This is a genomic window from Williamsia sp. Y721 (assembly GCF_059683565.1).
The window spans coordinates 884852-911645 of the sequence record NZ_JCASNH010000002.1; the positions used below are offsets into that span (position 1 = coordinate 884852).

Here is a 26794-nt window from a genome sequence, read left to right on the forward strand (position 1 = left end):
TCAGAATTCACTGCACGGGCAGCGCCCCGACCGTCAGGCCGGGGCGCTGTTGATTCTCGAGGATTGCGGCTACTCCGCCATCGCGTCGGACTCGTCGTGGATGACCTCTCCCTTTGCTCCAGGTAGGAATGAGTATGCAAGGCAGACGATTCCGAAGAACAGGTAGCCCAGCGCGACTTCAGGGGCGGCGTTCCATGCGATCTCCGGTGCGTGGATGAGACCGATGAATGACAGCACGGCGCCGACCGCAGAAGCGATGGCGGCGTACAGGAATTTCTTGTCGATGATGAAGGTGACCATGGTGCCCAGCACCAGGCCCACCAGAACCGCACCCTCGCCGAGTACCTTGAGGCCTTCGTAGACCACACCCGCCTCGTTCAACGCGCCCATGCCGACCTCGCCGGCACTGGTACCTGCGGCAGCCAGGGCATTGTCGATGAGCCCATGGGCCCACTGAGCGAGGTTGGGCAAGATCGCGGCGACCACCGCGATGGCGTGGATCCGTGGAACCGCCTGGAAGGCCTGCGCGCCGATCAACAAACCGATGTACAGCAGAATCGGCACGATCGCCGGAACCGGTAGCAGCGCTTCGAGTATCCCGAACAGTCCAAGGAAACAGAGCAGGCCGATCGCCAAACCGCTGGCCAGTGAGTAACTCGCCCGACCACCTGCGTCCTTCCATCCCGGATGACCGATGTAGACCGCCGGCGGGAAGGGTGAACCGAACCCGGCTCCGATGCAAGCGCCGGCACCATCGGCGAGCAGGACGCTACGCAGGTTGTAGTTGTCTCCCGCGGCAGCTGCGCTTTCCACGTTGCTCATCGCTTCGGTGAAGTTGTAGATACCGAGGGGAATTGCGGTGCCGAGCAGTGGCGCGAGGTCGGCCAGCCCGTCGAACAGCATGTCGAATCGTTGGTCGGGAATGCCCAGTGCGATGTTCTCGACGGCGTCGCCGACCGCCGGTGCATCCATGAATCCGCCGGCCCAGCCGATGGCGGTACCGACGAGTAGCGCAGCCAAGCCGACCGGAACATTGCCCGGCAGACGAACATTGGTGAAGAATCCGATCAAGATGATCGCCAGCACCGGCAGGCCGATCCATGCGGCCTCCCACATCTGGGCGGCAGGCCGCATGGAGATGAAGGTGATGGAGATACCGGCCAGGGTGCCCAGCATCGCAGCGCGTGGCGTGATCTTGCGGATGTACGGGCCCACGAAGGCGCCGATCATCACGATCACACCGATCATGAATGCCCATGCCAGACCGGCCTGCCAGGCCGCGACGGCGTTGTCGGTGCTCAGGTACACCGGCAACATCACCACGAACACGACGATGAACATGTGCGGAACGCTCGGGCCGTAGGGCAATGCGGTGACGTCGGTGCGATTCTCCTTGCGGCCCAAGCGTCGTGCCAACCACGTGTAGTAGAGATTGCCCAGGATCAGGGCGACGCCGAGGGCGGGGAGCACGGTACCGAAGACGTCGCCCTCGTTGACGCCGACGACGTAGATCAGGAGTCCGGTGAGGGTCAGGACGTTGACGAGGATGTTGAATCCGAGGCCGAAGAAGGCGTTGGTATCACCTCTGGTCCACCAGGGGATGGTGACGGGTCCGTCCGGCGCGGCAGGGACAGGGGTCTTTTCGTTGACTTCAGTGGTCATGAGTGCTGGTTCCTTCAGCCTCGGGAGGCAGGTGCGGGTTCCGACTTGACGGGTAGATCGGCAATGGCGGGGATGACCGCCGCGGAATCGGCGACCCAGCCGAAGATTCCACCTTGCGCGCAGATCATTTCCAGCCCGATGCGCTGGAAGTCTGGGAAATATGAACCAACACAGTCAGATACGACCAGACACTCGTATCCGCGATCGTTCGCCTCCCGGGTGGTGGTGTGCACGCACACCTCTGTGGTGACCCCGGTGACCAGTAGTTGGGTGATGCCCGCATCGGTGAGGACCTGCTGGAGTTCGGTGGCGTAGAAGGCGCCCTTGCCTGGCTTGTCGATGACCACCTCACCGCTGACCGGGGCGAGTTCGTCGATGATGTCGTGGCCGTATTCGCCGCGGATCAGGATCCGCCCGTACTTGCCCGGATCGCCGATCCGCTTGGATGGCGCCCCGCGGTTGAGTTTCGCAGGCGGACAATCGGATAGATCGGGTTCATGGCCTTCGCGGGTGTGGATCACCAACAGGCCGGCGGCCCGCGCGGCGGCGAGGAGATCGGCCAGGGGCGGTACCACTTTGAGGAGCATGTCCACGTCATTGCCGAGGCTCTCGCCGAAGCCGCCGGGCAGGATGAAGTCGCGTTGCATGTCGATCACGATCAGCGCGGTCTTCTCGGGTATCAGGGTGAACGGCCCGGGTGAGGCCTTCTCGACAGTGGATGCGGTCATGAATTCTCCCTCGTGGATGTGGTTGTTGTGGAGAGGGTTTGCCGCACATCTGCGGGCAGCTCACTGGTGTCGCGGGGTTCGTCGAGAAGTCTTGCGGCCAATGCCAGTACGGTGTCGTCGGACAATGCCGGACCGAGGATCATCGCGCTCAGCGGACGGCCGTCGGCGACAGTACCTACCGGTACCGCCACTCCGGTGAGGTCGAGCAAGTTGCCGAAGTGGGTGTAGTGACCGAGGACGGTGTTGCAGTCGATGGGCCGTGCCAAGACTTCATCGACGGTGAACGTGGTCCCGATGGTGGGCACGATCATCACATCCATGTGCTCCCAGAGGCGGGACACCTGGGCCTTGAGTTCTTGTAGCTCCTGCTGTGCGGCGAATGCGTCTACGGCGGTGTACTTCTCACCGCTGCGCAAGATGTCGCGGACCACGGGATGGATCGAATCGGGATGGGCGGCCAGGAAGTCTGCGAACTCGACGAGTCGCTCGGCGACCCAGGGGCCGGCGTAGAGCAGGGCGCCCGCGGCGAGGAACGGTGCCAGTGGTGCGGCAACCACATTCTCGCTCAGCGTGATTCGTTCCCGAAATGCCAGATGGGCGTCCTGCATGAGGGTGTCGCCGAAGAACTCCAGCTCATCGGCGGCCGGCAGTCCGACCCGGATCGGGGCGCCGCTGTATCGCGGGCCGCGGTCACGGGACCAGGAATCGTTGTCGTCGCGGCCGATCATCACAGCGAGGACGCGATCGGTGTCGTCGATCGATCCGGCCATGACGGTGATGCAGTCCAACGACTTACAGGCCGGGACCAGGCCGACGGTGCTGATCAGCCCGCGCGAGGGCTTGAACCCGACCACACCGTTCAGGGCTGCAGGCACCCTCCCCGAACCGGCGGTGTCGGTGGCCACGGCAAACGGCACCTGCCCGAGCGCAACGGCGAGCGCCGACCCGGAGCTCGACCCGCCGGAGATCATGTCCCGGCCGTAGACACTGCGCGGCACCGTATGTGGCGTGCGGGTGCCATTGAGCCCGGTGGCGAACTGGTCGAGATTCGTTTTGCCCACGTACAGGGCGCCGGCATCGAGTAGCCGCTGCACCGTCGGTGCGGTGGCGTCGGCGACGTACGCGTAGTCGGGGCAGGAGAGGGTCGTCGGGATGCCTGCGACATCGATGCTGTCCTTGACGCCGAAGGGCACACCGTAGAGCGGAAGCGTGCGGGCGCCATGGCGTTGTTCGATTTGTTCGGCGGCGGCGAGGAGTTGGGCGCGCGGCACCGTCGACAACCAGGTGCCGTCGTCGCCACGGGCCGCGATCGCGTCGGCGACTCTTGCGGCGGTCTTGGTGGGTGAGCCGGTGCCACTTGCGTGCGATTGCAGGATCTCCGCCACCGATGGGCCGATGGAAGGTCCTGCCGCCGTGAAATCGAAAGTCATAATGTCGATTGTCGACAGAATGGTGGCAACCGCGGAACGGCTGCGTATCGATTGTGTTAGCTGTTGCTCTCCAGGTCCAGATAATCGAGCTGACCGTGGTTCTTCGCGGCCGCGACAGCTATCCGCGGATCGTTTGTTTCCAGTGCCTCGAGCACGTGCTGGTGGCGACGGATTCCGTCGGCGGGGTCGTGTACGCGGGCTTCGCTGCGCAGGTTGATGGCCATCGGGAGTTGGAGCTTGAGCAGGATCGGTTCCATCGCGATGTCGAGTTGACGGTTGCCTGCCAGCCCGACAACGGAGGCGTGGAACCGGCGGTGCGCATCGTCTTTCTCGAGGTCATCGTCGCGGTCGGCGGCGATGCGCATGTCCTCGAGCGCCTCACGAACCGGATCGAGGTCCTTTTCGAGGTCGGCCAGCGGGAGTGCGGATTCGATGGCGTGCCGCTCCAGGACGTGCCGCAGCTCGAACAGTTGCAGGATGTCCTGCGGTGACCACGCGGTGACCCGGGATCCGCGCCGCGGTAGATGCTCGACCAGCCCCTGCTGCCCGAGCAGTCGCAGTGCCTCGCGCAAGGGCGCCCGGCTGATGCCGAGGCTCGCGCACAGTTGTTCTTCGACGATCTTGTCTCCGGGTTTCAACGCCCCGGAGAGGATCGATTCCCGGATCCGGCGACCTGCGACATCCACAAGGCTGACGGGAAGTCCTTGTTCATCGAATGACCTGCTTGGCACAGCCACAAGTGAGCCTCGTCCTTCCGCCACGGGGAATCCATTGAGATTCTGTCGACAATCCTAAGCACCGCGATGCCGACCTCGCATGGTTAGCGGATGTAATGAAGGTGGATCACTGGCCGTCGGTGGTGCCTTCGGTGCCGCCGACCGCGTGATCGCGCTCGTCATCGGCCGCGTGTTGCGCGGCGTTGTATGCGTCTTTCTCTTTGGCTGTCCTCTCGGTCTCGCCGAGGGGCTCTTCGTTCTCATGGGGAAAGGTCATGCCCCGAGCATGCCCGAATCGCCGATGTCACAAACGTGTCGAAAATACTTACCTCAGACGTCATCGCCGGGGGCTACCCGCCACGGGCAACATGGTTTTCACCCACGAAGAACACCCTCAGATGAAGGAGAAACCGATGACCGAAACCATTCACAACACACACGAAGCAGCAGCGTCCGCGCTGATCGATCAGTACCTTGCCGCGTGGAACGAGACCGATGCGTCCGCTCGGCGAGATCTGATCAGCGCACTCTGGGCCGAGGATGGCGTCTACACAGATCCACTCGCCTCGGTGAGCGGTGTGGACGCGATCGATGCGGTGATCGCCGGCGCCCAGGAACAATTCGCGGGACTGCAGTTCGTCCGCGGCGATGTCCTCGACACCCACCACAACATCGCCCGTTTCACGTGGGAGCTGGTGCCGGAGGTGGGCGCGGAGCCCCTGGTGGTCGGATTCGACGTGGCGGCCGTCGACACCGACAACAAGATCACCAGCATCTACGGATTCATCGACAAGATGCCCGGGGCTAGCTAGTGCCCCTAGGTGATGCTGACGCCGCCATCGACGACGATGGTCTGGCCGGTGACGTAGCCACCGGCTGGTGAGGCCAGCCAGATTGCCGTGGCGGCCAGCTCTTCAGGATCGCCGGTGCGGCCCAGGACCATTCGGGAAGCCATGGATTCGAGGTAGCCGTCCGCGTACGAGTCGGTCATTTCCGATTCGAAGAATCCCGGTGCGATCGCGTTGACCCGGATGCCTTTTCGGCTACCCCACTGCTGGGCCAGATCGCGGGTCAGGCCCGAGATGGCGGCCTTGCTGGCCGAGTACGCAGCTTGTGGGAGACCGGCGGTGGTGATGCCGAGGATGCTCGAGATGTTGATGATCGAGCTTCCCGGCGTCATCACCCGTCCGCATGCCTGGGCAGCCCAGTACGAACCGTTCAGATTGATGTCGATGACCGACCGGAACTGTTGCGGTGTCTCCCTGGTGGCGGGGAACGCGGTGCCGACCCCGGCGTTGTTGACCAGCACGTCGACCTGTCCGAACTCGGCCATCGCGGCGTCGACAAGAGCGCCGGCCTGGTCCGGATCGGCGATGTCGGTGACCACGGTCAAAGCAGTGCCGCCTACTGATTCGACGAGTGCAGCGGTCTTTTCGAGTTTGTCGGCACGACGCGCCGCGAGAACGACTCGGGCGCCGGCTTCGGCGAACGCCTTGGCGAACGCGACACCCAACCCAGATGATGCGCCGGTGACGATCACGACCTTGTCGTCGATCCGGAAACGGTCGAGCACGCTCATGGTTTCACTCCTAGCGGGTCGATGGTCCGGCCTGATCATAGGTGCCAATGGTGACCGAGGGTCGATAATGCTTCACAGACGACCATGCGAGGGATGTGAACGATGACCGGCGAGCAGCGCTACTTGTTCGGGGACCTGTTGCGGCAGTGGCGAATCAACAGGAAGGTTCCGCAGCTGGAACTGGCATCGGTGGCCGAGGTGTCGGCGCGGCATCTGAGCTTCTTGGAAACCGGCCGTTCGGCGCCGAGCCGGACGATGGTGCTGCGGCTCGCCGAACACCTCGATGTGCCGCTGCGGGAGCAGAATCAGTTACTGCTGGCGGCCGGGTACGCACCGACCTATGGGGAGTCATCGCTCGACGGTGACCGAATGATGATGGTACGCAGCGCATTGCGCCAAGTCCTGACCGCGACCGAGCCCTATCCGGCCCTGGCGGTCGACCGACACTGGAACCTGGTGGACGCCAACGCGGCAGTGGCTCTGTTCACCCAGGACGCTCCCGACGACCTGCTCGAGCCGCCATTCAACGTCCTCAAATTCAGCCTGGATCCCCGTGGACTCGGCGACCGGATCGTCAACATCGGCCAGTGGCGCCGCCACCTGTTCGACCGTTTGGACCGCCAGATCAAGGTGACCGGCGACCCTGTCCTGATCGAGCTGCTCGCCGAGTTGCAGGGCTATCCGTTCACCGACGACATGGACGAGGATCCGGCACTGTCCGGCGACGTCGCGGTCTATCTACGGTTGCGCGTCGACGACAAAGAGCTCCTGTTCTTCAGCACGGTGACCACCTTCGGTACCCCGCTCGACGTCACCGTCGACGAACTGAGTGTCGAGAGCTTCTACCCGGCCGACGACAAGACGGCGCAATATCTTCGGAGCCTGTGAATCTCGATCAGCTGGGGGTTCGGGTGGAATGCATCCGCGTACGGTGTCGTTGTGGGACAAAGATGAGAGGTGGATCACATGACCAAAACTCGATTGATACCCGACGACACCCATCCGATCACCGTGGAGCCCAGCGCCGGACAGGTCCGGATCCGGGCAGGCGACATCATCGTCGCCGACACCTCCAGGGCGCTGATACTTCAGGAAGCGGACTATCCGCCGGTCGCCTATGTGGCGCTGGATGCAGTTGACCAGTCACTGCTCCGACGTAGTTCGACGAAGACGCACTGCCCGTACAAAGGCGACGCGTCCTACTACGACCTCGTCACCCCGGACGGCGTGATCGAGGATGCCGCCTGGTCTTACGAGGAGCCGTACGACGCCGTCTCTGAGATCGCCGGGCATCTCGCGTTCTACCCGGACAAGGTTGTCATCACGGTCTCCTGATGGACGAACTCAGGGGCCAAAGGTAGCGACCAAACAAAATCGGCCGCGATTCGGAAAGTTCCGAATCGCGGCCGATTGTTCAGGTATTGATCTGGCGGAGTGTCAGACCCCGAGTGACGGAGCCAGCGTGCCGTACCAGGATTCCTTGAGGCGGTCCGCCCAGTAGGTCCACCAGTGCACACCCTCAGGGGTGATGTGGGTCTGCGGATTGACGCCCGCTGCCCGCAGGCTGGTGACGTAGAGCGAGCTGCTGATCGAAGCGGCGGTCTCCAGTGGCACCATCTGCGAGAACTTCACCGGATCGAACGCCGCGCTGGTCGGATTGAAGATCGGATCGGTACTCAACGCGCCGGATCCCGAGGAGACGTAGACGCGCTTACCGCGCAGGCTGGCAGGGTTCAGCGACGGATCGTTCTGGGTCCACGCGCCACCGGGCCAGACGCCCCACATGTTGACGGGATTGCCGCCCATCTCGATCACCGAGGCTGCGATGCCCTGGGCAAATCCGGGCAGGCTGACGGTCGGGTAGCCGCTGTACGAGGCGACTCCCCGATAGAAGTCCGGGTGCTTGCTGGCCAGGTTGAGCGCCGAGGTACCGCTCATCGACAGACCGGCGATCGCGTTCCGACGATTGTCGCTGCCGAAGTTCGACGCCATGTACGCGGGCAGTTCGCGCGTCAGGAAGGTCTCCCACTTCTGGCGGCCCAGGGTCGGGTCGTCCTGCTGCCAGTCGGTGTAGAAACTTCCGCCGCCGCCGAATGGGATCGCGACATTGACGTTCTTGCCGGTGAAGAAACGCTCGATATCGGTCTCGATGAGCCAGCCGTTGTTGTTGTTCGGCGCGCGCAGGCCGTCGAGGAGGTACAGCGTCGCGTGGCTGCCACCACCGTCCGCCGAGATGACCTTCACGGGGATGGTCTTGTCCATCGAGGCGGAGTAGACCCGAACGGTCTGTGAAGCAGCCGCAGCAGTGCCTGGATTGGCAGCCACGGAGACTGCTACTCCGGCAACAAGGGCAAGTGAGCCGGCAATGATTTTCCGCCAGGCAGTCTTTGCTCGCATCAGTTTCCTTTTGTACGTCGTTGTTGAGGCAATCCGAACAGCACAGGATTGACCGCGACCGCCGAGCGGCCAGGCAAGATAACAGCAAGATAACAGGAGAAAGCGTGGTATGCACATCACTCAAAACGGACTCGGGCCTCGCTGATTCTAACCAACAACATCCCGATCAATGGCGGGAAATTAAATGTCGAAGATCAAAAATCAAGTTCAAATGATGCGGATGCCATTCGGCGCCCATTAACTTGTAAGGCCAGCTCATGACCACCGGGGTAGAAGCGGCGCGTGGTGATGGGCGCAAACGAATGTGACTTCGCAATCGTGATTTGTTCGTTTGGCGCGATCGATTTGCCTGCCAATTTGAACACCTTGTGGGCGATTGTGCCGTTGGCCTTGCGGAAGCCGATGCTGTAATCGATCACCACGTCGACGGGCTCATCGCCGGTGTTGTGGACGATGGCACGAAGTGTTTGTTTGCCACCGACCCGAACCAGCGGATCGATGTCGAACTCGGTCACGGTGATCGTGGCCGGAGCCGCGAAACCGAGCAGGGCAAGGGCGTCGGGGTCGCCGCGTTTGATCAGCGTGCGCAGTGCGTGCCGGACGAGTCGTTCGGTGTTGTCGTCGGGGTCGGCCAGCCATCGACCGGCAGTGTGCACGACCACGTCGGCGTGCTGCCTGCTCAGATCGTTGAGGTGGTTGGCGACCGAGCGGCGTACGTAGTCGCTCGGATCGCGGTAGAGCGCATCGATGACGGGCGCGGTCGCCTCGGGGCGCTGCATCAGAGCCGGCACCCGCCTGGCCCACGGCAGGTATTGACGCGTGCCTTCGCTGGCGAGCCGGCGGACGTGTTCGTCTTTCGACGTTGTCCACCGGACTGCGGCGGCCAGCGTGCGGTCCGTGTCGGCGATCAGCATCGTTCGCAGTGCGAACTCGGCGGTCAGACGCGAGGTCAGCTTTCTCAGCAGGACCAGGCCGGTGTCGAAGGCCTTGCCCGTGCCTGCCTCGGTGGACCGGACCGCAACCGCTTCGGTGATCGGCCAGACCATCCAGCCGGTGCAGTCGGGTTGCGCGATCAATGTGTTGATCGCGGCCACGAAAGCATCGAAGTCGTCCGGGAGGTCGACGATCAGTGCATCACGCACCAGATCCGACCGGGCCTTGAGCGCCATCCCGTCGAATGCTGCCGAGGTTGCCTTTGTCTCGGTGGCGCGATGTCCACCAAGGGTGAGACATCGCGCCAGCCCGGCCACGGCGTCGGGCCCGAGTAGTTCGTCGGCGAACGGCATTCGGCCACTTTACCGATGGTGTCGGACAATGCCTTTGCCTGTTGATACCGCCGTCGCGTCGGCGCGGCGCTGGCTACCGGTCGGCGGTTGCTTGCGTGACCGGCGGCTGGTCGGCAGTCGACGTGACCGGTTCGTCGTGGGCAACCGTTGTGGCCAAAGGCTTCTCGATCACGAAGCACAGCAGGATCGCTCCGACCACGCACAGTGGGCTGATGAAGAGGAAGACCGGCATCAGTGCATCGTTGTACGCGTTGACAATCGGGTCCCGTACCGAGTCCGGAAGGCCGTGGACGATGGCCGGGGTCAGTGATTTCGCGCCGTCGCCCGTCGCGGTGACATCGGCGGGAATTCTGCCGACCAACAGCTCGGCGAGGCGGGACGCGAAGACACTGCCGACCAATGCCGCTCCGAGTGAGGCTCCGATCTGGCGGAAGTAGTTGTTGGCGGCCGTCGCGGTCCCGACCAGGCTGTACGGGAACGTGTTCTGCACGATCAGGATGATGATCTGGAAGCTGATACCCAGTCCGCCTCCGAGGATTCCGAGGCAGACACAGATCATCCAGGTCGGGGTCGACAGCGCCACCTGCGACATCAGGAACAGGCTCAGTGCGATCAGCAGTGAACCGGCAATCGGCATCGCCTTGTACCGGCCGGTGCGTGAGACGAACCGCCCGCAGGCAATGGAACAGACCGTCATCGTCGACATCATCGGGACCATCAGAAGTCCCGCGTGGGTGGAGCTGACGCCGAGTGCCATCTGCAGGTAGGTCGGCAGGTATGAGATCACGCCGAACATACCGATTCCGCCGAACAAGCCGCCGACCGTGGTGAGGTTGAAGTTGCGCTGCCGAAACAGTGCCATCGGCAATATCGGTTCTGCGACACGGCTTTCGACCAGGATCACGGTGATCCACGCGACGATGGTGCCGATCACCAGACCGATGATGGTCGGCGACGTCCATTCGTACTGCGAGCCGCCCCAGCTGGCGATGAGCACGACTCCGGTCGTCGCAAGGGTGAGGACGGCCATGCCGAGGATGTCGATCTTACGTTTGACGCGAGTGATCTTCGGGGGGTGCAGGAACGCGATCGCCGTGATGATCGCAAGCGCGCCCAGCGGCAGATTGATCCATAGCGTCCAGCGCCAGCCGGGGCCCTCGGTGAGCCATCCGCCGAGAAGAGGTCCGGCGACGGAGGAGACCGCGAAGACGCCACCCATGATCCCCGCGTAGCGACCACGGTCGCGGGCCGGGACCACGTCGGCGATCGTCGCCTGGGCGAGGACCATCAGACCGCCTGCACCCAGGCCCTGCATGGTGCGGGCGACGATGAGCGTCAACATGTTCGGGGCGAGTGCGCCGACGATCGATGCCCCGGTGAAGATGCTGATCGCGATGATCAGCAACGGCTTTCGACCGAACTGATCGCCGAGCTTGCCGTAGATGGGCATGGCAACCGTCGACGCCAGGATGTACGAGGTGATGACCCAGGACATCTGGTTGGTGCCGTGCAATTCACCGACGATGGTCGGCAGCGCCGCGCTCATCACGGTTGTGTTCAACGAAGCGAGCAGCATTGCCACCAACAGCCCGGCGAACATCAGCAGCACAGAGCGGTGCGAGGCCTGCCCTTCGGTGTCCGGCGTGCGAACCGACGGGACATCGACTGCCATCTAGGCCTCCTCGAGAATGGTGGTGAACGACTGGGCGGCCCTGTGCACGAGTTCGTCGGGCGCGATGTCGGCCTCGGGCTCATTGAGCAGCCAGTCGATTGCGATGCGGACCACGGATTGACCCGCGGTCACCAGGATCTGGGCGGTCGCCTGGATATCGACCGAATGATTGCGGCGTTGCCACCGGCTGGATTCGGCGAGCCGGGTCTCGACAAGTGTTCGGGCGAGGTGGCGGATCTGGTCGGTGTGTGCGAGCCGCATCCGGGCGAGGTCGGGGTGGCGGTGCATCAGTTCGACGCGCACCCGGCGGCCACCTGCACCTCCGGCCGTCTTCTCGAAGACGTCGAAGAGGAGCAGTGCGACCTTCTCCAGCAGGTTGTCGTCGTCGCCGATCACAAAGGCCGCTGCGGTGCCGTCGTCGATGAACGGGGCGCGGAGTCCGAGGATCGCGTCTTCTTTTGTGGGGAAGTAGTTGAAGAACGTGCGCGGCGAGATGTTGGCTTCGTCGGCGATCTCTTCGATGGTCACTTTCGACAGGTCGGTCTGCGCCATGGCTGCAGCTGCCGCGGCCTGGTGGATGGAGGCCCAGGTGGCGGCACGCTTTCGATCACGCAGCGATTCCTTGTGTGCTGTAACCATCTAAATAACTTAGCCAAAAATTGCACGACTGCAAAATTGCAGAAGTGCAATTCCGATGATGTGCTGTTTTGGTTGTGCTCACCTGGGCTTTTGTTCGCCCAAAGGGCACACTATCGGGGTGCGGGGGTCAGCCGATCTGCTTCTTCAGGGCGTCGAGAACGGCGGCGTCTTCGATGGTGGAGGGGACGGTGTAGTCCTCGTGGTCGGCGATCTGGCGCATCGTCTTGCGCAGGATCTTGCCTGACCGGGTCTTCGGCAGACCGTTGACGACGGTGACATCACGGAAGGTGGCCACCGCACCGATCTCGTCGCGCACCATCTTCACGAGCTCGGACCGCAGGGTGGCGTCGTCGATGTCGGCACCTTCTTTGAGGACCACGTATCCGCTGGGACGCTGACCCTTGAGGTCGTCGTGGATCCCGATCACCGCACATTCGGCCACGGCGGGATGAGCGGCCACCACGGCCTCGATGCTGCCAGTGGAAAGGCGGTGTCCGGCAACGTTGATCACGTCGTCGGAGCGTCCGAGCACAAAGACGTAACCGTCCGCGTCGATGTAGCCGGAGTCGCCGGTCAGGTAGTAACCGGGGAAGGTCTTCAGATACGAATTGTGGTAGCGCGCTTCGTCGTTCCACAGACCTGCGAGCGTTCCGGGCGGCAGTGGCAATGCGATGACGATGTTGCCTTCGCCGCCTGCCTCCACCTTCTTGCCCTCGGCGTCGACGATCTCGACCCGGAAACCGGGAACCGGCACCGTCGGTGAGCCGGCCTTGATCGGCATCGGTTCGAGGCCACGGAGATTGGCGGCGATGGCCCATCCGGTCTCGGTCTGCCACCAGTGGTCGACAACAGGCACACCGAGGACCTTGGTGGCCCACTCATAGGTGTCCGGATCGAGACGTTCGCCGGCGGCGAAGAGTGTCTGCAGTGTCGAGATGTCGTGATCGGCAAGGAGTTTGGCATCCGGGTCCTGCTTGCGGATGGCCCGGATGGCGGTGGGTGCGGTGAACAGGGCCTTGACCTTGTAATCGTCGATCACCCGCCAGAAAGCTCCGGCATCCGGGGTGCCGACGGGCTTGCCCTCGTACATGACGGTGGTCGCGCCGATCAGCAACGGTGCGTAGACGATGTAGGAATGTCCGACCACCCATCCGACATCGGAGGCGGTCCACCACACGTCGCCGGGCTTGATGTCGTAGATGTTGGCCATCGACCACGTCAGCGCAACCGCGTGTCCGCCGTTGTCGCGGACCACGCCCTTGGGCTTTCCGGTGGTTCCGGAGGTGTAGAGGATGTAGAGCGGATCGGTGGCCGCAACGGAAACAGGCTCTGCCGGAGATGCTTTCGCGGTCAGCTCGTCCCAGTCGTGCCAGCCTTCGTGGTCGGCGGCGCTGCCTTCGATCTGCTCGCGATTCTTGACGATGATCGTCGCAGGCGGCTCCGCGGACAGCTCCAGGGCCTTGGCGACCATCGGCAGGTACTCGATGGTGCGGCCGGGTTCCAGACCGCCGGAGCTGGTGATCAGCGCAACGGGCCGCGCGTCGTCGATCCTGGTCGCGAGTTCGGGACCGGCGAAGCCGCCGAAAACCACCGAATGCACGGCGCCGATGCGGGCGCAGGCGAGCATCGCGATGGCTGCCTCCGGGATCATGGGCATGTACACGATGACCCGGTCACCGGCCTTCACGCCACGTTCGGTGAGAACCCCGGCGAAGGTCGCGACCTCGTCGCGCAGTTCGGAGTAGGTGTACGTGCGGGACTCGCCGACCATGGCGGAATCCCAGATCAGGGCGGTCCGATCACCACTGCCTGCCAGTACGTGCCGGTCGAGGGCATTGAAGCTGGTGTTGAGGGTGGCGCCGGGAAACCAGCGGTAGGCGCCGTCCGGCAGCGTTTCGAGGGCGGCGGTGGGGGCTTGGTACCAGTCGACTGCTTCGGCTGCGTTGAGCCAGAACCCTTCGGGATCATCGGCACTGCGAGCAAACGTCTCCGCATACGAAACCATCGCCACTGTCCTCTCACGCGTCAGGGCGCAGCGAGAGCCGAGGAGCGTCGTCGCTGTGCCCGGTTGATCACCTTGACCAACACGCCCTGGCGCGGCGCGAACAGATAGATGACCGCAAACGCCAGGCCCTGAGCCAATACCACCATCGCACCGGGCGCCACGTCCAGGTAGTACGCATAGTAGATCCCGAGCACGGCGCAGACGCAGGCGAGGATCGGGGCGATGACGAGCATCCGGTTGAAGCGGTCGGTGAGCAGGTATGCCGACGCCCCGGGGATGATGAGCATCGCGACGACGAGCACCACACCGACAATCTGCAGTGCAACAACACAAGTCAGTGCCAGCAGTCCTAGCAGCAGAGCGCCCAGGCGCCGAGGCGAGAGGCCGATGGCGTGGGCGTGGGTGGGATCGAAGGCGAACAGTGTCAGGTCGCGACGCTTGAGGGTCAGGATGATGACGGTAACGATGGCCAGGCCGATGATCTGCCACAGATCGGACTGTGACACCCCGAGCACGTTGCCGAACAGGATGTGGTTGAGATCGGTCTGACTCGGGGTGACGGAGATCAGCACCAGGCCGAACGCGAAGAGTGTCGTGAAGACGATGCCGATCGCCGCGTCCTCCTTGACCCGGCTGGTGTCGCGCACCACTCCGATCAGCAGCACCGCTCCCAGTCCGAAGATCAACGCGCCCACCGCAAACGGGGCGCCGACGATGTATGCGAGCACCACGCCGGGCAATACGGCGTGCGACACCGCATCACCCATCAGGGACCAGCCGATCAGCACGATCCAGCAGCTGATCATCGCGCAGACGGCGGCCGCGACCGTGGTGGCCAACAGCATGTTGACCATGAAGTCCTCGGCGAGGGGATCGAGCCACCAGTCGACGATCATCATGGCGCGACCTTTCCGTCGACGATGTCCATCCCGAATGCCCGGGCGAGAACGCGCGGCCGCAAGACCACGTCGGGTGAATCCTGCACGAGGACGGTTTTGTTGAGCAGGACGGCTTCGTCGCAGAACGTCCCGAGTGAACCGAGGTCGTGGGTCGAGACAAGGATCGTCTTCCCCTCGGCCGCCAGTTTGACGAGCAAGGTGATGATCGTGGCCTCGGACTTCTTGTCGACGCCTGCGAACGGCTCGTCGAGGAGCAGGATGTCGGCCTCCTGGGCGATGCCGCGGGCGACAAATGCACGCTTGCGCTGTCCGCCGGAGAGCCGCCCGATCTGTCGATCGGCCAGCTCGGTCAACTCCACCTGCTCGAGCGCGTGTGCCACCGCTTCCTTGTCGGCCCTGCTCGCGCGCCGGATGAAATTCTGATGGCCGTACCGGCCGGTCATGGCGACGTCACGGACGGAGACGGGGAAGGACCAGTCGACGTCCTCGGATTGCGGGACGTAGGAGACCAGGCCCTTGCGTCGGGCCTGCGCCGGTGTACCGCCGGAGATCGACACGGTGCCCGAATCCGGTTTGACCAGGCCCATGATCGATTTGAACAGGGTCGACTTGCCCGACCCGTTCATGCCGATCAGACCGCAGATGCGCCCCGGGGCGATGGTGATGTTCACGTCCTCGAGGGCGTGGACCTCGCCGTAATAGACGCTGACCCCGGAGATGACCAGTGCCGGTGGACCGGTGACGGCCGCTGGGGGCAGGTCTGCGTCCGCTGCCCGTGGCAACGATTCTTCGGCTGCTGCCGTCATTGGTTTCCACCTTGGGTGAGGGCGCCGAGGATGACGCCGGCGTCATGCCGGATCAGGTCGAGATACGTGGGCACGGGTCCATCGGATTCGGAGAGCGAGTCGACGTAGAGAGTCCCGCCGTATCGGGCATCGGTGGCCCGTTCGACCTGCCGCATCACCGCGTCGCTGACGGTCGATTCACAGAAGACGGCCTCGATGTTGTTGTCGCGGACGAACTCGATCGTCGACTGCAGCTGTTTGGAGGTGCCCTGCTGCTCGGCGTTGACCGGCCAGATGAACTTCTCGCGCAGACCGGTGTCCCGGGCCAGGTAAGAGAAGGCACCCTCGCAGGTGACCAGGGCGCGGCTCGTCGCAGGTACGTCATCGAGACGATCGACCATCTCGTCGTGGATCTGCTGAAGCTCCGCCTTGTAACGGTCGGCGTTGGCCCGGTAGTCGGCGGCGTTGTCGGGGTCGAGATCGACGAGCGCATCGGCGATGTTGTCGGCGTAGATCTGCACGTTGAGCGGCGACATCCACGCGTGCGGGTTCGGTTTGCCCGCGCCGGCATCGGCGCTGATGGGCATGTCGGTGACACCTTCGCTGGCAACGACGTGGGGTGCGTCGAGCCGATCGACAAACCGCTCGAACCAGGCCTCGAGGTGCAGTCCGTTGTCGATGATGAGGTCTGCCCGGGTGGCGCGGCGCATGTCGCCGGGGGTCGGTTCGTAGCCGTGGATCTCGGTGCCGGCTTTGGTGACCGACTCGACGCGGATGTTGTCGCCTGCGACGTTGGCCACGATGTCCTGGAGCACGGTGAACGTGGTCAGCACGGTCAATCGGTCATCGTGACGGTCGACTTTGCCCACGCAGGCGCTCAGCGTGACCACCGCTGCCGCTGCCAGCAGCACGCCGGTTGCGCGGGCGAACCCTGCGTGAATTCGCATTCTCACATCGTAGAGTTCGGCGACCCGAACTTTCAAGTTCAAGCAAACGAATAGGGCAGGCTAACCAGTCGATCGGGTGGGGATTGCCAGGATCTCCTGAGCCCGTCGGTGGACGATGTTCAGCGTGCGTTCGGCCGCGGCGATGTCGCCGGGATCAAGTGATGTCCACAGTGGTGCGGTCAGTTCGGTGATCTCCTGTTTGATTGCCGAAATCTTTGCGTTGCCTGCTTCTGTGAGTCGGTTGCCTGCGACGAGTCCGCGCTCTGTCAGGCCCGACAGCAATGCTCCGGGGTTCGTGAAATGGGACCCGTTCTGAATGAACTCCGCCAGGGTCCCGGTGTCCGGGGTTCCGGAAGTACCGAATTGTTCGGCTAGTCGAAGGGTGACCCACTCGGGCTCGGTCAGGTTGTACGGGGTCAGGGCCCGCCTGAGCAGGGCGCCAAGGGCCTTTTCGGTCTGACCGATGAGCTGGGGTCCGAATGCGATCATGACTCCTCCTTAATCGTTGGTGCGACCAACGATAGCAATCCGTTGGTCCAACCAACAAGTTGGTACGGTGGTCGCCATGGTGAAACGACTTGATGAGCGAGCGACATGGCTGGTGAGTCGGGCGCAACTGCGAGGACAGACGCTGCTGCGAGATGCGTTTGAACAGGCCGGAGCCAGGCCGTACCACTATCGAATACTCGCTGCACTCGATGAAGCCGGTTCCTCCAGCCAGGCTGATCTCTGTCGGATGACGGGGCTTGATCGCAGTGACGTATCCGGGGCGATCGAGTTCTTGTCGGAGGCCGGGCTGGTCCTTCGTGAACCCGATCCGTCGGACCGGCGTCGCAACGTCGTGTCCGCGACGAAACCCGGACGAACGGAGCTGCGGCGACTCGATGCGGTGCTCGACGGTGTCCAGGCAGAATTTCTTGCGCCACTCACCGAATCGGAACGACAGGTCTTTCTCGGTCTGACCAACCGGCTGGTGGATGGGTCGACCTAGACCGGGTTCGATACAGAGACCTGGGGTTCAACGAAGAAACGCGGCCGCGAGGTCGGGCCATCGCCGCAACTGCATGGGCGTATCGGCGATGACCAACTCGGCGCCGGGAATCACCTCGACCAGGTGCCGTGCGGTCGACAGTGGATGACCGGCATCGCCCGACCAGGCCAGGATCAGCGTCGGTAGATCCAATGTGGCCAGGGCGTCGCTGTCGGGTAGGTCGGAGAGCGCGGCGCCGCGCAGGATCGATGGCAGCAGAGACTCCGCGACCTCCGCCGCGGGAGGAGTGGGATCGAGGTCGGAATAGATGTGTGGCTGCGTGGCGGCTGCGCCGGCCTGCTCGTAGGCGGCAATGCCGGAACGTTCGATCAACGCTGCGCTGTCGAGGTACCCGCGCACATACGCTGCGCGCACCGGGCCCATCGTGGGTGGGGTGGTGAGCACCAGGCGCCGAAACCGCCGCGGATCCGTGGTGGCGGCATAGAGCAGCGTGGCGGTGCCCATCGATGCCCCGAGCCCGTCGACCTGTTCGCCGCCCGAAATCTGGTCCAGCAATGCCAGCAGATCCAGGCCCAGCTGTGGCCAGGTGTAGTGCTCGGGCTCGGGGTGGCCGGTCGAACGGCCATGACCGCGGGCGTCGTATCGGATCAGCCGGTGTTCGGCGGTCAGTGGCGACCAGTCGAACACCCCGGCCTGTTCGGATCCGTAGCCGCTCGAGGCGATACCGTGCGCCCAGATGACGGTGGGGCCGTCGCCGGACTCGGTCCAGGCGAGGTCGGCTCCGCGGACTGCGGCGTGGTGGCTGGTGCGTGATTCAGATGTCATGGACGCCTCGATGTTTCGGATGCCGTGGACTGCTGGTCTTGGGACGCCAGGGACACCAGGTCGCGGGCGGGTCCCCGGAGGCCGGATCCCCGGGGCCAGATCGCGCGGAGGTCCCGCGGCATCGACACGTCCTCGACCTCGATCCGGGTCAGCCGTCCGTCGATGAGTTCCTGTGCGACAGACAAACTCGACAACACCGCCGGGGAGTCCGAGCCGAGTACCGCTGCCTTGACGGCGGCGACGGAGTTGAGCTCCAGCAACGGATCGGCGACCTTGCCCAGTGCCGACTCGAAGGTCACGCGGGTGCCCGATCCCGGTTCACGTTGCACCAGTGGGGTTTTGCGTAGCTCGGCTGTCGAGATGGGTCGCCCGCGCCGCGCCCACGGGTGATCGGGATGTGTGATGACCACCAGTTCGTCGCGGGTGACGGTCAGCGCCTCGAGTCGGCTGTCGGTATCCGGACCCTCGATGAATCCGACATCCACCGAGCCGGACAAGACCTCGCGCGTGACATCGGCAGAATTCATGGGTTGCACCCGAATCCGGGTGTTCGGGTGGGTTCGGCGCAACGTAAGGGCCCAGCGGGGGATGAGGTACTCGGCAACGGTCATGGACGCGGCGACAGTCAGCGACGCACGTTTGCTCCCGAGCAGTGAATCGACGCCTGCCGAGAATCGTTCTGCCGCATCGAGCAGTTCGGAGGCCCACTCCAGGACGGCAACACCCTCGGCGGTGAGCTCGGTTCCGCTGGGGGAGCGGCGGAACAGGACGATGCCCAATTCGCGCTCCACCGAGTGCACCCGGGCGCTGATCGCCTGCTGGCTCAGATTCTGTTCTCGCGCCGCCGCGCTCATGCTGCCCCTGCGGGCCACCGAGACAACCACATCCAACGCGGACAGATCGGGGACTCGCGCAGGCAACACCATCCGGTCGAGGGTACAAGCACAGCTTGTATCGGGACAAGGGCAAGCCGTCTACCGCGCAGGCGTCGCTCGCCGCAGGCTTGATTCATGACACCGAACTGGTTTGCCGCAATCATGGGCACGGGCATCGTCGCGACCTCCGGCGTTGCGCTGCACTCGAGCGTCCCCGGATTCAATGCGCTGACCACGGCATTCTGGTTGCTGGCGGCGGTCGGACTGGTGGTCGCCTCGATCCTGTTCCTGCGGGGCGGTCCGGCGCGGCACGCCGCCGACCCGGCGATGGCCCACTTCTACGGGGCGCCGGCGATGGCGCTGTTGACCGTGGGTGCCGGCACCATCGAACTCGGACCTCAGTTCATCGGCGAAGCTGCGGCCGTCTGGGTCGGTGCACTGCTGTGGCTGGCGGGTACAGCCGCGGGGATCTTCACAGCCGTCTGGATCCCGTTCCGGATGATCACCGGAACCCAGAGCGCAGAGTCGGGGGCGATGCCCAGTTGGTTGCTGCCGGTCGTGCCTCCGATGGTGTCGGCGGCCGTCGGATCGCTACTGATCCAGCACATTTCGGCCGGTCAGCTGCGGATGAGTGTGCTCGCCATTTGCTACGGGATGTTCGGGCTGAGCCTGCTCGTCGGACTGCTGACCATCGGCATGGTGTACTCGCGACTGGTTCACCGTGGACTTCCCTCGGCGCAGGTCGCCCCGACGATGTGGATCATGCTCGGTCTGATCGGACAGTCCGTCACTGCCGCAGTGCTTTTGGGGGAGCGGGCATCGCTGGTTTTCGTCGGCGATCAGGCCTCGATCGCCGACGGACTCCGTATCCTCGGAATCGGCTACGGGCTGGTGATGGGCGGGTTCGCGGTCTTCGTCTTCATCCTGGCGGTGTCCATCACGGTCCACAACGCACGGCAGGGTATGAGTTTCACCCCGGCCTGGTGGAGCTTCACTTTTCCCGTCGGAACCTGCGTCACAGGGTCGTCCGCTCTCGGATTCGACGCCGGTTCGGTCCTGCTCCAGGTCATTTCGGTGTGTCTATACGTACTCCTGCTGGCAGCCTGGGGAATCGTCGCCTTCCGGAGCGTCGCGTTGGTCGCCGGTATCCGGCCGACAGGGACGACCGGTCCGCTCGCGGTACCGAAGGCTGCGGTTCAGCGCACCCAGCCTGCCGGGGTCCGTCAGATGGCCGGATCGTCCGTCCGGTGATGGCATCCGCGAGACTCTTTGCGCGCCAATGCCGAAGCGATCACGAGCTGTGCGGTCAAGGTGAGTGCGGCGTCCTCGTGGTCGGTGACGTCGCGGGGGCGGCGCACCGGGGCTGATTCGAGTCGGTCGGCGAGTGCACTCAGGCCGATCTGATCGCGGCTCAGGGCAGCGTGCGTGGACATCTGATCCTGGAGTTCCTGACGAGTTGCGATCCGAACCGGGGAAGTCGGTCTCGAATCCGGTTCCGCCAGCGTGATGCCCACCCGCCCGGCGGCAGCCTGCGCCACCCGCCTACCCATCACCAGTCCCTCGAGTAAACTGTTGGACGCCAACCGATTTGCTCCATGTAGGCCGGTTCGTGCAACTTCGCCTGCGGCGTACAGGCCGGGCACTGTGGTAGCCCCTGCAGTGTCGGTGACCACGCCACCACACAGGTAGTGGGCGCCGGGGACCACCGGGATCAGATCGACCGCGGGGTTGATGCCGATCTCGGCAATTCCGGCGGTGACCGTCGGGAACCGCTCGGCGACACCGGCGATGTGGCGGGCATCGAGATAGACGTGCTCGGCGTCGGTGCGGGTCATCGCCGCGCTCACCGCGTCTGCCACCACGTCGCGTGGCGCGAGGTCGCCGAGTGGATGAACGCCTGCGGTCACCGAATTGCCTTGGACATCAACGAGTATCGCGCCCTCGCCGCGCAACGCCTCACTGATCAGGGTTCGGCGCCCCCGGACTCCCGGCCGGTACAGCATCGTCGGATGGAATTGGATGAATTCCATGTCGACGACCGCCGCACCCGCCGCATGGGCCAGGGCGATGCCGTCGCCGGTTGCGCCGAGTGGGTTGGTGGTGGCTCGGTACATGTGGCCGACGCCGCCGGTGGCCAGCACAACGGTCGGTGAGTACACCTCGGTGCGGACTCCATCGCCGGAACCGATGGTCAGGCCGACGGCAATTCCGTCGGCACTGAGCAGGATCTGCTGGGCGTGCGTGTCGTCGAGCACCCTGATCTTCGGGTGTGACAGTGCCTTCTGCGTCAGTGCCCGCTGCACCTGGGCGCCGGTGGCGTCACCGCCGGCGTGGATGATGCGACGAACGCTGTGGCCACCTTCGCGGGTCCGCAGAAATCGACCATCCGCGCCGACATCGAACTCGGCACCCCAGCCGACCAGCGCGGAGACTGCCGCGAATCCGTCGCCCACGATCGATTCGGTGGCGACCGGATCGGTGAGTCCGGCTCCGGCCACGACGGTGTCGCGGGTGTGGAGCGCGGTCGAGTCCTCGGTGTTGTGGGGCTCGACCACGGCGATGCCGCCCTGGGCGAAATAGGTGGCGGTACCGGGTTCGCGGTCGCCGGGATGCCAGCCGCGCCCCTTGTTGATGACCAGGACCTCCAGGCCGGTCTCGGCTGCGCTCACCGCCGCGGTGAGGCCGGCAACACCGGCCCCGACCACGACCAGATCAGTGCGCAGCGCCGCGTCGGAAACCATGAGTGAAAAGTCTATCCGTCGAGGTCATGACCGACAGATCAGGGTTTGACCAGCGATATCCGTAGCTCGTCGAGCGGCACCTCGGTGCCGTCCGGCGTGGTCAATCCGGCTTTCACGGGTTCACCGGTGACGTCGGAGATCAGGTCGAGCGGGTGGCCCTCGGGCTGGAGGTATTTGTCGCCCCACTGCATCAGCCCGAAGACGACGGGCATCAGGTCGGTGCCCATCTCGGTGAGGTGGTACTCGTACCGGGTGCGCTGCCCGGGCTCTTGATATGGGGCCTTCTCCAGGAGTCCGGCGTCGACGAGCCCCTTGAGGCGTGCGGAGGCCACTGCATCACTGACCCCGACCCGGCGCGCGAACCCGTCGAACCTGGTGGTGCCGTACATCGCCTCACGCAGGATCAGCATCGCCGTCTTGGTGCCGACCACATCGAGGGCGCGCGTGATCGAGCACCGATTGCCGGGAACCCAGCGATCGAGGTCGGCCAACTTGTCATCCAGAACGGCTACCATGACCCCAAATATACGCCCCCTGACTAGGGCTTATCAGAGTCAGGCGATTCTGGTCCGGACTCAGGTCAGCTCAGCACCAAGCAGAACGGATGGCCGACGGGGTCCAGATAGACCCGGAAGGTTTCGAATTCCTGCCCCTCGACCTTGGTTGCGCCTGCTTCGAGAACCCGGGGTTCGGCGTTGTCGAAGTCGGAGACCTGGATGTCGATATGGACCTGCTGACTTCCGTTCGGGTCGGGAAATGTCGGTGGTACGTAGCTCGTCGACCGCTGAAACGTCAGTTTCGCCTTGCCGAGGCCGCAGTCCAATTCGACCCATTCCGGATCGCTGGTGTCGAGGTCTCCGCCGAGCACTTTCTGGTAAAAACTGGCCAGTTCCACCGGATTCGGACCGTCAAGTGCAATTGCTTTCACGAAACCGATCATCAGTACTCCCAACTCGTGTGTCGAACTCGCGACCACTACCACTTGAGGACAAGATGGACATGTGGCGGGAGAATTCGATGTGTGTTGGTCAACGGTAATTGCTGCCACCGACACGCATGCCGCCTTCGACGACGCCCCGGACAATGGATGGGTCCAGCGTTGCCGTCTGGGCTTGGGACATCCCGGAATCCACGCGTCCGATGCGGGCGTGGGGCCACGCGACGGCTTTCGACTGTGGCTGCAATGGTCGGACGACGACGACGACCATCGGTTGACCGAACTCGAACCCTGCCCGGTCCTCGACAGCACAGAACTGGCCTGTGTTTTTTTCGCCGGCCACGGCGGACCGCACCGGTACATCCCGACGACATCGACGCCGCGGTTCGGCTCGCACTATCGGCCCGACACCACCGTGAGTGTGAACGGGTTGAACCGATCGGGTTCGGTGGCGACCGCGGAAGATGCGACCCAGAGCGCACCTGACGTTCCAGAGCCCCCGAGCGCACCTGAACCCGTCCCGGCCCTGGAGGCGCTTCCCGAGCCGGAAACGCGCAGTCCGCGGCATGAATCGACTGATCCGACACCCGAGGCGGTCGATGTCCCAGTCGGCACCGGTCGCCGTTCCCGGCACTCCGATGAGCCCGCGGACGAGGTGGAATGGACGGGAGGCCGCGCTGCCGACCGGACGCGCGCGGTCGATGACGTGCTGCTCGATCTCGTCGACCTCCTGTCGGAGTTGGCAGCGGCCATCAAGGCGCGACGCGAGTCCTGACCTACCCCGATCCGCTGTCGATCGACAGGTAGATCTCGTCGACGGGAATACCATAGGGGGGTATGGTAGTTCTGTTGGTAGGCGACAGGAGCAACCATGACCGAAGAGCATCAGCACGGCTACATTCACCGCAAAGAGGACTACCTCAAGCGACTGAAGCGGATCGAAGGCCAGGCGCGTGGACTGCAGCGGATGGTCGAGGAAGAGAAGTACTGCATCGACATCCTGACCCAGGTGTCCGCGATGACCAAGGCGCTGCAGGCAGTGAGCCTCGGTCTGCTCGAAGAGCACATGTCGCACTGCGTCATCGATGCCGCCCGTGAAGGCAATGAGCAGGGGCAGGCGAAAGTCAAAGAGGCCACCGAGGCGATCGCCCGGCTGGTCCGTTCATAGAGGGGAAGTATGAGATGAGTGTCGAAACCTACCGGGTGGTCGGAATGACCTGCCAGCACTGCGTCGCGTCGGTCACCGAAGAAGTCGGAGAGATCCCAGGGGTGGACCGAGTTGACGTCGATCTGGACACCGGAGCACTGAATGTCCATGCCGCACAACCCGTTGCGCGCGAGAAGATCGAAGAGGCGGTTGTCGAAGCCGGATACAGGTTGGGCTGAACGCATGACCACCACAACACCCGCGCATATCGATCTCGAGATCGGCGGCATGACATGCGCGTCGTGCGCCAATCGGATCGAGCGCAAGCTCAACAAGCTCGACGGTGTGGCGGCCACGGTCAACTACGCCACCGAAAAGGCAAGTGTCAGTTACCCCGGATCTGTGGACACCGCGGACCTCATCGCCGCTGTCGAGGCGGCCGGCTATCACGCCAAGGTGCCGGAACCGACCGGCGCAGACCGCACCGACGACGACAAACCTGACCCTGAACTTCGCACCCTCCTGCACAAGACCCTGGTCAGTGCGGCCCTGTCGATTCCCGTGATCGCGATGGCGATGATCCCGCAGCTACAGTTCGACAACTGGATGTGGCTGTCGCTGACATTGGCTGCGCCCGTGGTTGTCTGGGGTGGCTGGCAATTCCACCGGGCGGCCGCGATCAACGCCCGCCACGGTGCCGCCACGATGGACACGCTGGTCTCCGTCGGGACGTTGGCAGCCCTGGGATGGTCGCTGTATGCGCTGTTCTTCGGCGCGGCCGGTGATCCCGAAATCGCGCACGGGGCCATGGAGATGGCCTCCTCCGATGGCACGGCCAACATCTACCTCGAAGCCGCGGCCGGTGTCACCACCTTCATCCTCGCGGGGCGCTATTTCGAGATGCGGTCGAAGCGGCGGGCCGGCAGTGCCCTGCGCAGCCTGCTCGAACTCGGCGCGAAAAGCGTCACCGTCCTCGTCGGAGGACGCGAAAAGCTGATTCCGATCGAGCAACTGGCGGTCGGAGACCTGTTCGTGGTGCGACCGGGCGAACGCATCGCCACCGATGGCGAGGTCGAAAGCGGCTCGTCCGCAATCGATGCCTCGATGCTCACCGGCGAATCAGTGCCGGTAGAAGTCGAGCCCGGTGACTCGGTTGTCGGCGCAACGGTCAATGCAGGCGGCCGGATAATTGTGCGGGCCAAGCGCATCGGGAGCGATACCCAACTCGCTCAGATGGCACGGTTGGTTGAACAGGCGCAGACCGGTAAGGCGCAGGTCCAGCGTCTGGCCGACCGGATCTCGGGGGTATTCGTCCCGATTGTGATCCTCCTGGCGCTCGGTACCCTGGCGGTCTGGCTCGGCTTGGGCTACGACGCCACCGACGCGTTCACCGCTGCGGTCGCGGTACTCATCATCGCCTGTCCGTGTGCCCTCGGTCTTGCCACTCCCACGGCACTGATGGTCGGCACCGGACGTGGCGCCTCGATGGGCATCCTGATCAAGGGCCCGCAGATCCTGGAATCGACCAGGCAGGTCGATACGATCGTGCTCGACAAGACGGGCACCGTCACCACTGGTCAGATGACACTGACCGAGGTGGTGGTGGCCGACGGCGAAGACGTCCGGCAGGTGGCACTGCGGGCGGGCTCGGTCGAGAATGCCTCGGAGCACCCGATTGCCAGGGCGGTTGCCGCCGGCGCCGAGGAACGGGTCGGTGACCTGGCCTCCGTGTCGGACTTCGCCAACACCGCAGGGCTCGGCGTCACCGGCGTCGTCGACGAGGTGTCGGTATCGGTCGGACGGCCGCAGTGGCTGATCGAGCGAGGCCTCGGCCTCCCCGATGAGCTGGCGTCGGCCATCGACGCGGCTGCCCGGTCCGGCCACACCGCGATCGCGGTGGGTTGGGACGGCCGAATCCGCGGCGTGCTGGTGGTGTCCGATGTGCTCAAACCGACCTCGGCGCAAGCGGTTGCCGAACTCGTCGATCTGGGCCTGACCCCGATCCTGCTGACCGGTGATCACGAGGCGGTGGCGAAAACCGTTGCAGCGCAAGTCGGCATCGACACCGTCATCGCCGGTGTGTTGCCCGAAGCGAAGGTTGACGCCATCAAAGACCTCCAGGCACAGGGAAAGACCGTCGCGATGGTCGGTGACGGTGTCAATGATGCTGCTGCCCTGGCGCAGTCCGATCTCGGACTCGCGATGGGAACCGGGACCGATGCCGCGATCGAGGCAAGCGACATCACCTTGGTGCGCGGTGATCTGAGAGCTGCCGCGGATGCGATCCGGCTGTCGCGGGCCACCCTGCGCACGATCAAGGGAAACCTCTTCTGGGCCTTCGGCTACAACGTCGCCGCGTTGCCGCTCGCCGCTGTCGGGCTGCTCAGTCCGATGATCGCGGGTGCGGCGATGGCACTGTCGTCGGTGTTCGTCGTGGGCAACAGCCTGCGGTTGCGCCGATTCCGGTAGCCACGGTCGGTTTTCATGGGCGTCTGACAAGGCCGCTCGCCGTACTCACAGACTTGCTCCCGTA

29 protein-coding genes are annotated in these 26794 nt (G+C 64.2%); 9 read left to right on the forward strand and 20 right to left on the reverse strand.

What is annotated here, in order from left to right; genetic code table 11:
- Nucleotides 1-69: 69 nt before the first annotated feature.
- The 5 genes from AC56PL_RS12915 to AC56PL_RS12935 form a co-directional block, all read right to left on the reverse strand.
- Nucleotides 70-1662, reverse strand: coding sequence for a SulP family inorganic anion transporter (locus AC56PL_RS12915; RefSeq protein WP_497154064.1), 1593 nt, complete (start codon nt 1660-1662; stop codon nt 70-72).
- 14 nt (nt 1663-1676) lie between these two features.
- Entirely contained in the window at nt 1677-2390 is a 714-nt protein-coding gene (locus AC56PL_RS12920; RefSeq protein ID WP_497154065.1) for a cysteine hydrolase family protein, read from the reverse strand.
- Complete coding sequence (locus AC56PL_RS12925; protein ID WP_497154066.1) at nt 2387-3820, reverse strand: allophanate hydrolase; 1434 nt, start codon at nt 3818-3820, stop codon at nt 2387-2389. Before AC56PL_RS12925 ends, AC56PL_RS12920 begins: the two co-directional genes overlap by 4 nt.
- Before the next feature lie 56 nt (nt 3821-3876).
- Nucleotides 3877-4557 (reverse strand): GntR family transcriptional regulator, encoded by a 681-nt coding sequence (locus AC56PL_RS12930; protein WP_497154067.1) that lies wholly within the window; start codon nt 4555-4557, stop codon nt 3877-3879.
- Between the two features lie 106 nt (nt 4558-4663).
- Nucleotides 4664-4813, reverse strand: coding sequence for a hypothetical protein (locus tag AC56PL_RS12935; protein ID WP_497154068.1), 150 nt, complete (start codon nt 4811-4813; stop codon nt 4664-4666).
- Between the two features lie 136 nt (nt 4814-4949).
- On the opposite strand from AC56PL_RS12935, the gene AC56PL_RS12940 reads away from it, so the two are divergent.
- Complete coding sequence (locus AC56PL_RS12940; protein WP_495514070.1) at nt 4950-5348, forward strand: nuclear transport factor 2 family protein; 399 nt, start codon at nt 4950-4952, stop codon at nt 5346-5348.
- Between the two features lie 5 nt (nt 5349-5353).
- Here the strand turns inward: AC56PL_RS12940 and AC56PL_RS12945 are convergent, their stop codons facing one another.
- Nucleotides 5354-6115 (reverse strand): SDR family oxidoreductase, encoded by a 762-nt coding sequence (locus AC56PL_RS12945; protein ID WP_495514071.1) that lies wholly within the window; start codon nt 6113-6115, stop codon nt 5354-5356.
- 102 nt (nt 6116-6217) lie between these two features.
- Between AC56PL_RS12945 and AC56PL_RS12950 the strand changes: the two genes are divergently transcribed.
- Together AC56PL_RS12950 and AC56PL_RS12955 are read left to right on the forward strand one after the other, a co-directional pair.
- Nucleotides 6218-7003 carry a helix-turn-helix domain-containing protein gene (locus AC56PL_RS12950; protein WP_497154069.1) on the forward strand — a complete coding sequence of 262 codons (786 nt, stop codon included), beginning with the start codon at nt 6218-6220 and terminating at the stop codon, nt 7001-7003.
- 78 nt (nt 7004-7081) lie between these two features.
- Nucleotides 7082-7450 carry a DUF427 domain-containing protein gene (locus AC56PL_RS12955; protein WP_497154070.1) on the forward strand — a complete coding sequence of 123 codons (369 nt, stop codon included), beginning with the start codon at nt 7082-7084 and terminating at the stop codon, nt 7448-7450.
- 102 nt (nt 7451-7552) lie between these two features.
- Here AC56PL_RS12955 and AC56PL_RS12960 read toward each other — a convergent pair whose 3' ends face one another.
- The 9 genes from AC56PL_RS12960 to AC56PL_RS13000 form a co-directional block, all read right to left on the reverse strand.
- Nucleotides 7553-8512 (reverse strand): alpha/beta hydrolase, encoded by a 960-nt coding sequence (locus AC56PL_RS12960; protein ID WP_497154071.1) that lies wholly within the window; start codon nt 8510-8512, stop codon nt 7553-7555.
- Between the two features lie 194 nt (nt 8513-8706).
- Nucleotides 8707-9798 (reverse strand): DNA alkylation repair protein, encoded by a 1092-nt coding sequence (locus AC56PL_RS12965; RefSeq protein ID WP_497154072.1) that lies wholly within the window; start codon nt 9796-9798, stop codon nt 8707-8709.
- 73 nt (nt 9799-9871) lie between these two features.
- On the reverse strand, nt 9872-11470 hold the full coding sequence (locus AC56PL_RS12970) for a DHA2 family efflux MFS transporter permease subunit (protein ID WP_495514076.1): 1599 nt from the start codon (nt 11468-11470) through the stop codon (nt 9872-9874).
- Nucleotides 11471-12109: a TetR/AcrR family transcriptional regulator gene (locus AC56PL_RS12975; RefSeq protein WP_497154073.1), complete on the reverse strand. Its 639-nt coding sequence runs from the start codon at nt 12107-12109 to the stop codon at nt 11471-11473.
- A gap of 127 nt (nt 12110-12236) precedes the next feature.
- Nucleotides 12237-14114, reverse strand: a complete 1878-nt coding sequence (locus AC56PL_RS12980) for a propionyl-CoA synthetase (protein ID WP_497154074.1) — start codon at nt 14112-14114, stop codon at nt 12237-12239.
- A 20-nt stretch (nt 14115-14134) separates the two neighbouring features.
- Complete coding sequence (locus AC56PL_RS12985) at nt 14135-15013, reverse strand: iron chelate uptake ABC transporter family permease subunit (RefSeq protein ID WP_495514079.1); 879 nt, start codon at nt 15011-15013, stop codon at nt 14135-14137.
- Complete coding sequence (locus AC56PL_RS12990; RefSeq protein WP_497154075.1) at nt 15010-15819, reverse strand: metal ABC transporter ATP-binding protein; 810 nt, start codon at nt 15817-15819, stop codon at nt 15010-15012. The genes AC56PL_RS12985 and AC56PL_RS12990 overlap by 4 nt, the downstream gene beginning before the upstream one ends.
- Nucleotides 15816-16745, reverse strand: coding sequence for a metal ABC transporter substrate-binding protein (locus tag AC56PL_RS12995; RefSeq protein ID WP_497154076.1), 930 nt, complete (start codon nt 16743-16745; stop codon nt 15816-15818). The genes AC56PL_RS12990 and AC56PL_RS12995 overlap by 4 nt, the downstream gene beginning before the upstream one ends.
- A gap of 60 nt (nt 16746-16805) precedes the next feature.
- Nucleotides 16806-17234, reverse strand: coding sequence for a winged helix DNA-binding protein (locus AC56PL_RS13000; RefSeq protein ID WP_497154077.1), 429 nt, complete (start codon nt 17232-17234; stop codon nt 16806-16808).
- A 76-nt stretch (nt 17235-17310) separates the two neighbouring features.
- On the opposite strand from AC56PL_RS13000, the gene AC56PL_RS13005 reads away from it, so the two are divergent.
- Nucleotides 17311-17736 carry a MarR family transcriptional regulator gene (locus AC56PL_RS13005; RefSeq protein ID WP_495514083.1) on the forward strand — a complete coding sequence of 142 codons (426 nt, stop codon included), beginning with the start codon at nt 17311-17313 and terminating at the stop codon, nt 17734-17736.
- Between the two features lie 27 nt (nt 17737-17763).
- On the opposite strand, the gene AC56PL_RS13010 is transcribed toward AC56PL_RS13005, so the two are convergent.
- Both AC56PL_RS13010 and AC56PL_RS13015 read right to left on the reverse strand, forming a co-directional pair.
- Entirely contained in the window at nt 17764-18561 is a 798-nt protein-coding gene (locus AC56PL_RS13010) for an alpha/beta fold hydrolase (protein ID WP_497154078.1), read from the reverse strand.
- Complete coding sequence (locus tag AC56PL_RS13015; RefSeq protein ID WP_495514085.1) at nt 18558-19487, reverse strand: LysR substrate-binding domain-containing protein; 930 nt, start codon at nt 19485-19487, stop codon at nt 18558-18560. The genes AC56PL_RS13010 and AC56PL_RS13015 overlap by 4 nt, the downstream gene beginning before the upstream one ends.
- 84 nt (nt 19488-19571) lie before the next feature.
- Between AC56PL_RS13015 and AC56PL_RS13020 the strand changes: the two genes are divergently transcribed.
- Nucleotides 19572-20687 carry a TDT family transporter gene (locus tag AC56PL_RS13020; protein WP_497154079.1) on the forward strand — a complete coding sequence of 372 codons (1116 nt, stop codon included), beginning with the start codon at nt 19572-19574 and terminating at the stop codon, nt 20685-20687.
- Here the strand turns inward: AC56PL_RS13020 and nadB are convergent.
- The 3 genes from nadB to AC56PL_RS13035 all read right to left on the reverse strand — a co-directional run bounded on the left by nadB (nt 20660) and on the right by AC56PL_RS13035 (nt 23117).
- Complete coding sequence (gene nadB / locus AC56PL_RS13025; RefSeq protein WP_497154080.1) at nt 20660-22177, reverse strand: L-aspartate oxidase; 1518 nt, start codon at nt 22175-22177, stop codon at nt 20660-20662. The two genes, AC56PL_RS13020 and nadB, sit on opposite strands and share 28 nt — an antisense overlap.
- A 38-nt stretch (nt 22178-22215) precedes the next feature.
- On the reverse strand, nt 22216-22692 hold the full coding sequence (locus AC56PL_RS13030) for a winged helix-turn-helix transcriptional regulator (protein WP_482136305.1): 477 nt from the start codon (nt 22690-22692) through the stop codon (nt 22216-22218).
- A 65-nt stretch (nt 22693-22757) separates the two neighbouring features.
- Nucleotides 22758-23117 (reverse strand): VOC family protein, encoded by a 360-nt coding sequence (locus AC56PL_RS13035; protein ID WP_495514088.1) that lies wholly within the window; start codon nt 23115-23117, stop codon nt 22758-22760.
- 61 nt (nt 23118-23178) lie between these two features.
- Between AC56PL_RS13035 and AC56PL_RS13040 the strand changes: the two genes are divergently transcribed.
- From AC56PL_RS13040 to AC56PL_RS13055, 4 genes are all read left to right on the forward strand, one after another.
- Nucleotides 23179-23889: a hypothetical protein gene (locus AC56PL_RS13040; RefSeq protein WP_497154081.1), complete on the forward strand. Its 711-nt coding sequence runs from the start codon at nt 23179-23181 to the stop codon at nt 23887-23889.
- A gap of 96 nt (nt 23890-23985) precedes the next feature.
- Entirely contained in the window at nt 23986-24282 is a 297-nt protein-coding gene (locus tag AC56PL_RS13045; protein ID WP_497154082.1) for a metal-sensitive transcriptional regulator, read from the forward strand.
- A gap of 14 nt (nt 24283-24296) precedes the next feature.
- Nucleotides 24297-24500, forward strand: a complete 204-nt coding sequence (locus tag AC56PL_RS13050; RefSeq protein WP_495514091.1) for a copper ion binding protein — start codon at nt 24297-24299, stop codon at nt 24498-24500.
- 4 nt (nt 24501-24504) lie between these two features.
- Complete coding sequence (locus tag AC56PL_RS13055; RefSeq protein ID WP_497154083.1) at nt 24505-26730, forward strand: heavy metal translocating P-type ATPase; 2226 nt, start codon at nt 24505-24507, stop codon at nt 26728-26730.
- The last annotated feature ends 64 nt before the right edge of the window (nt 26731-26794 follow it).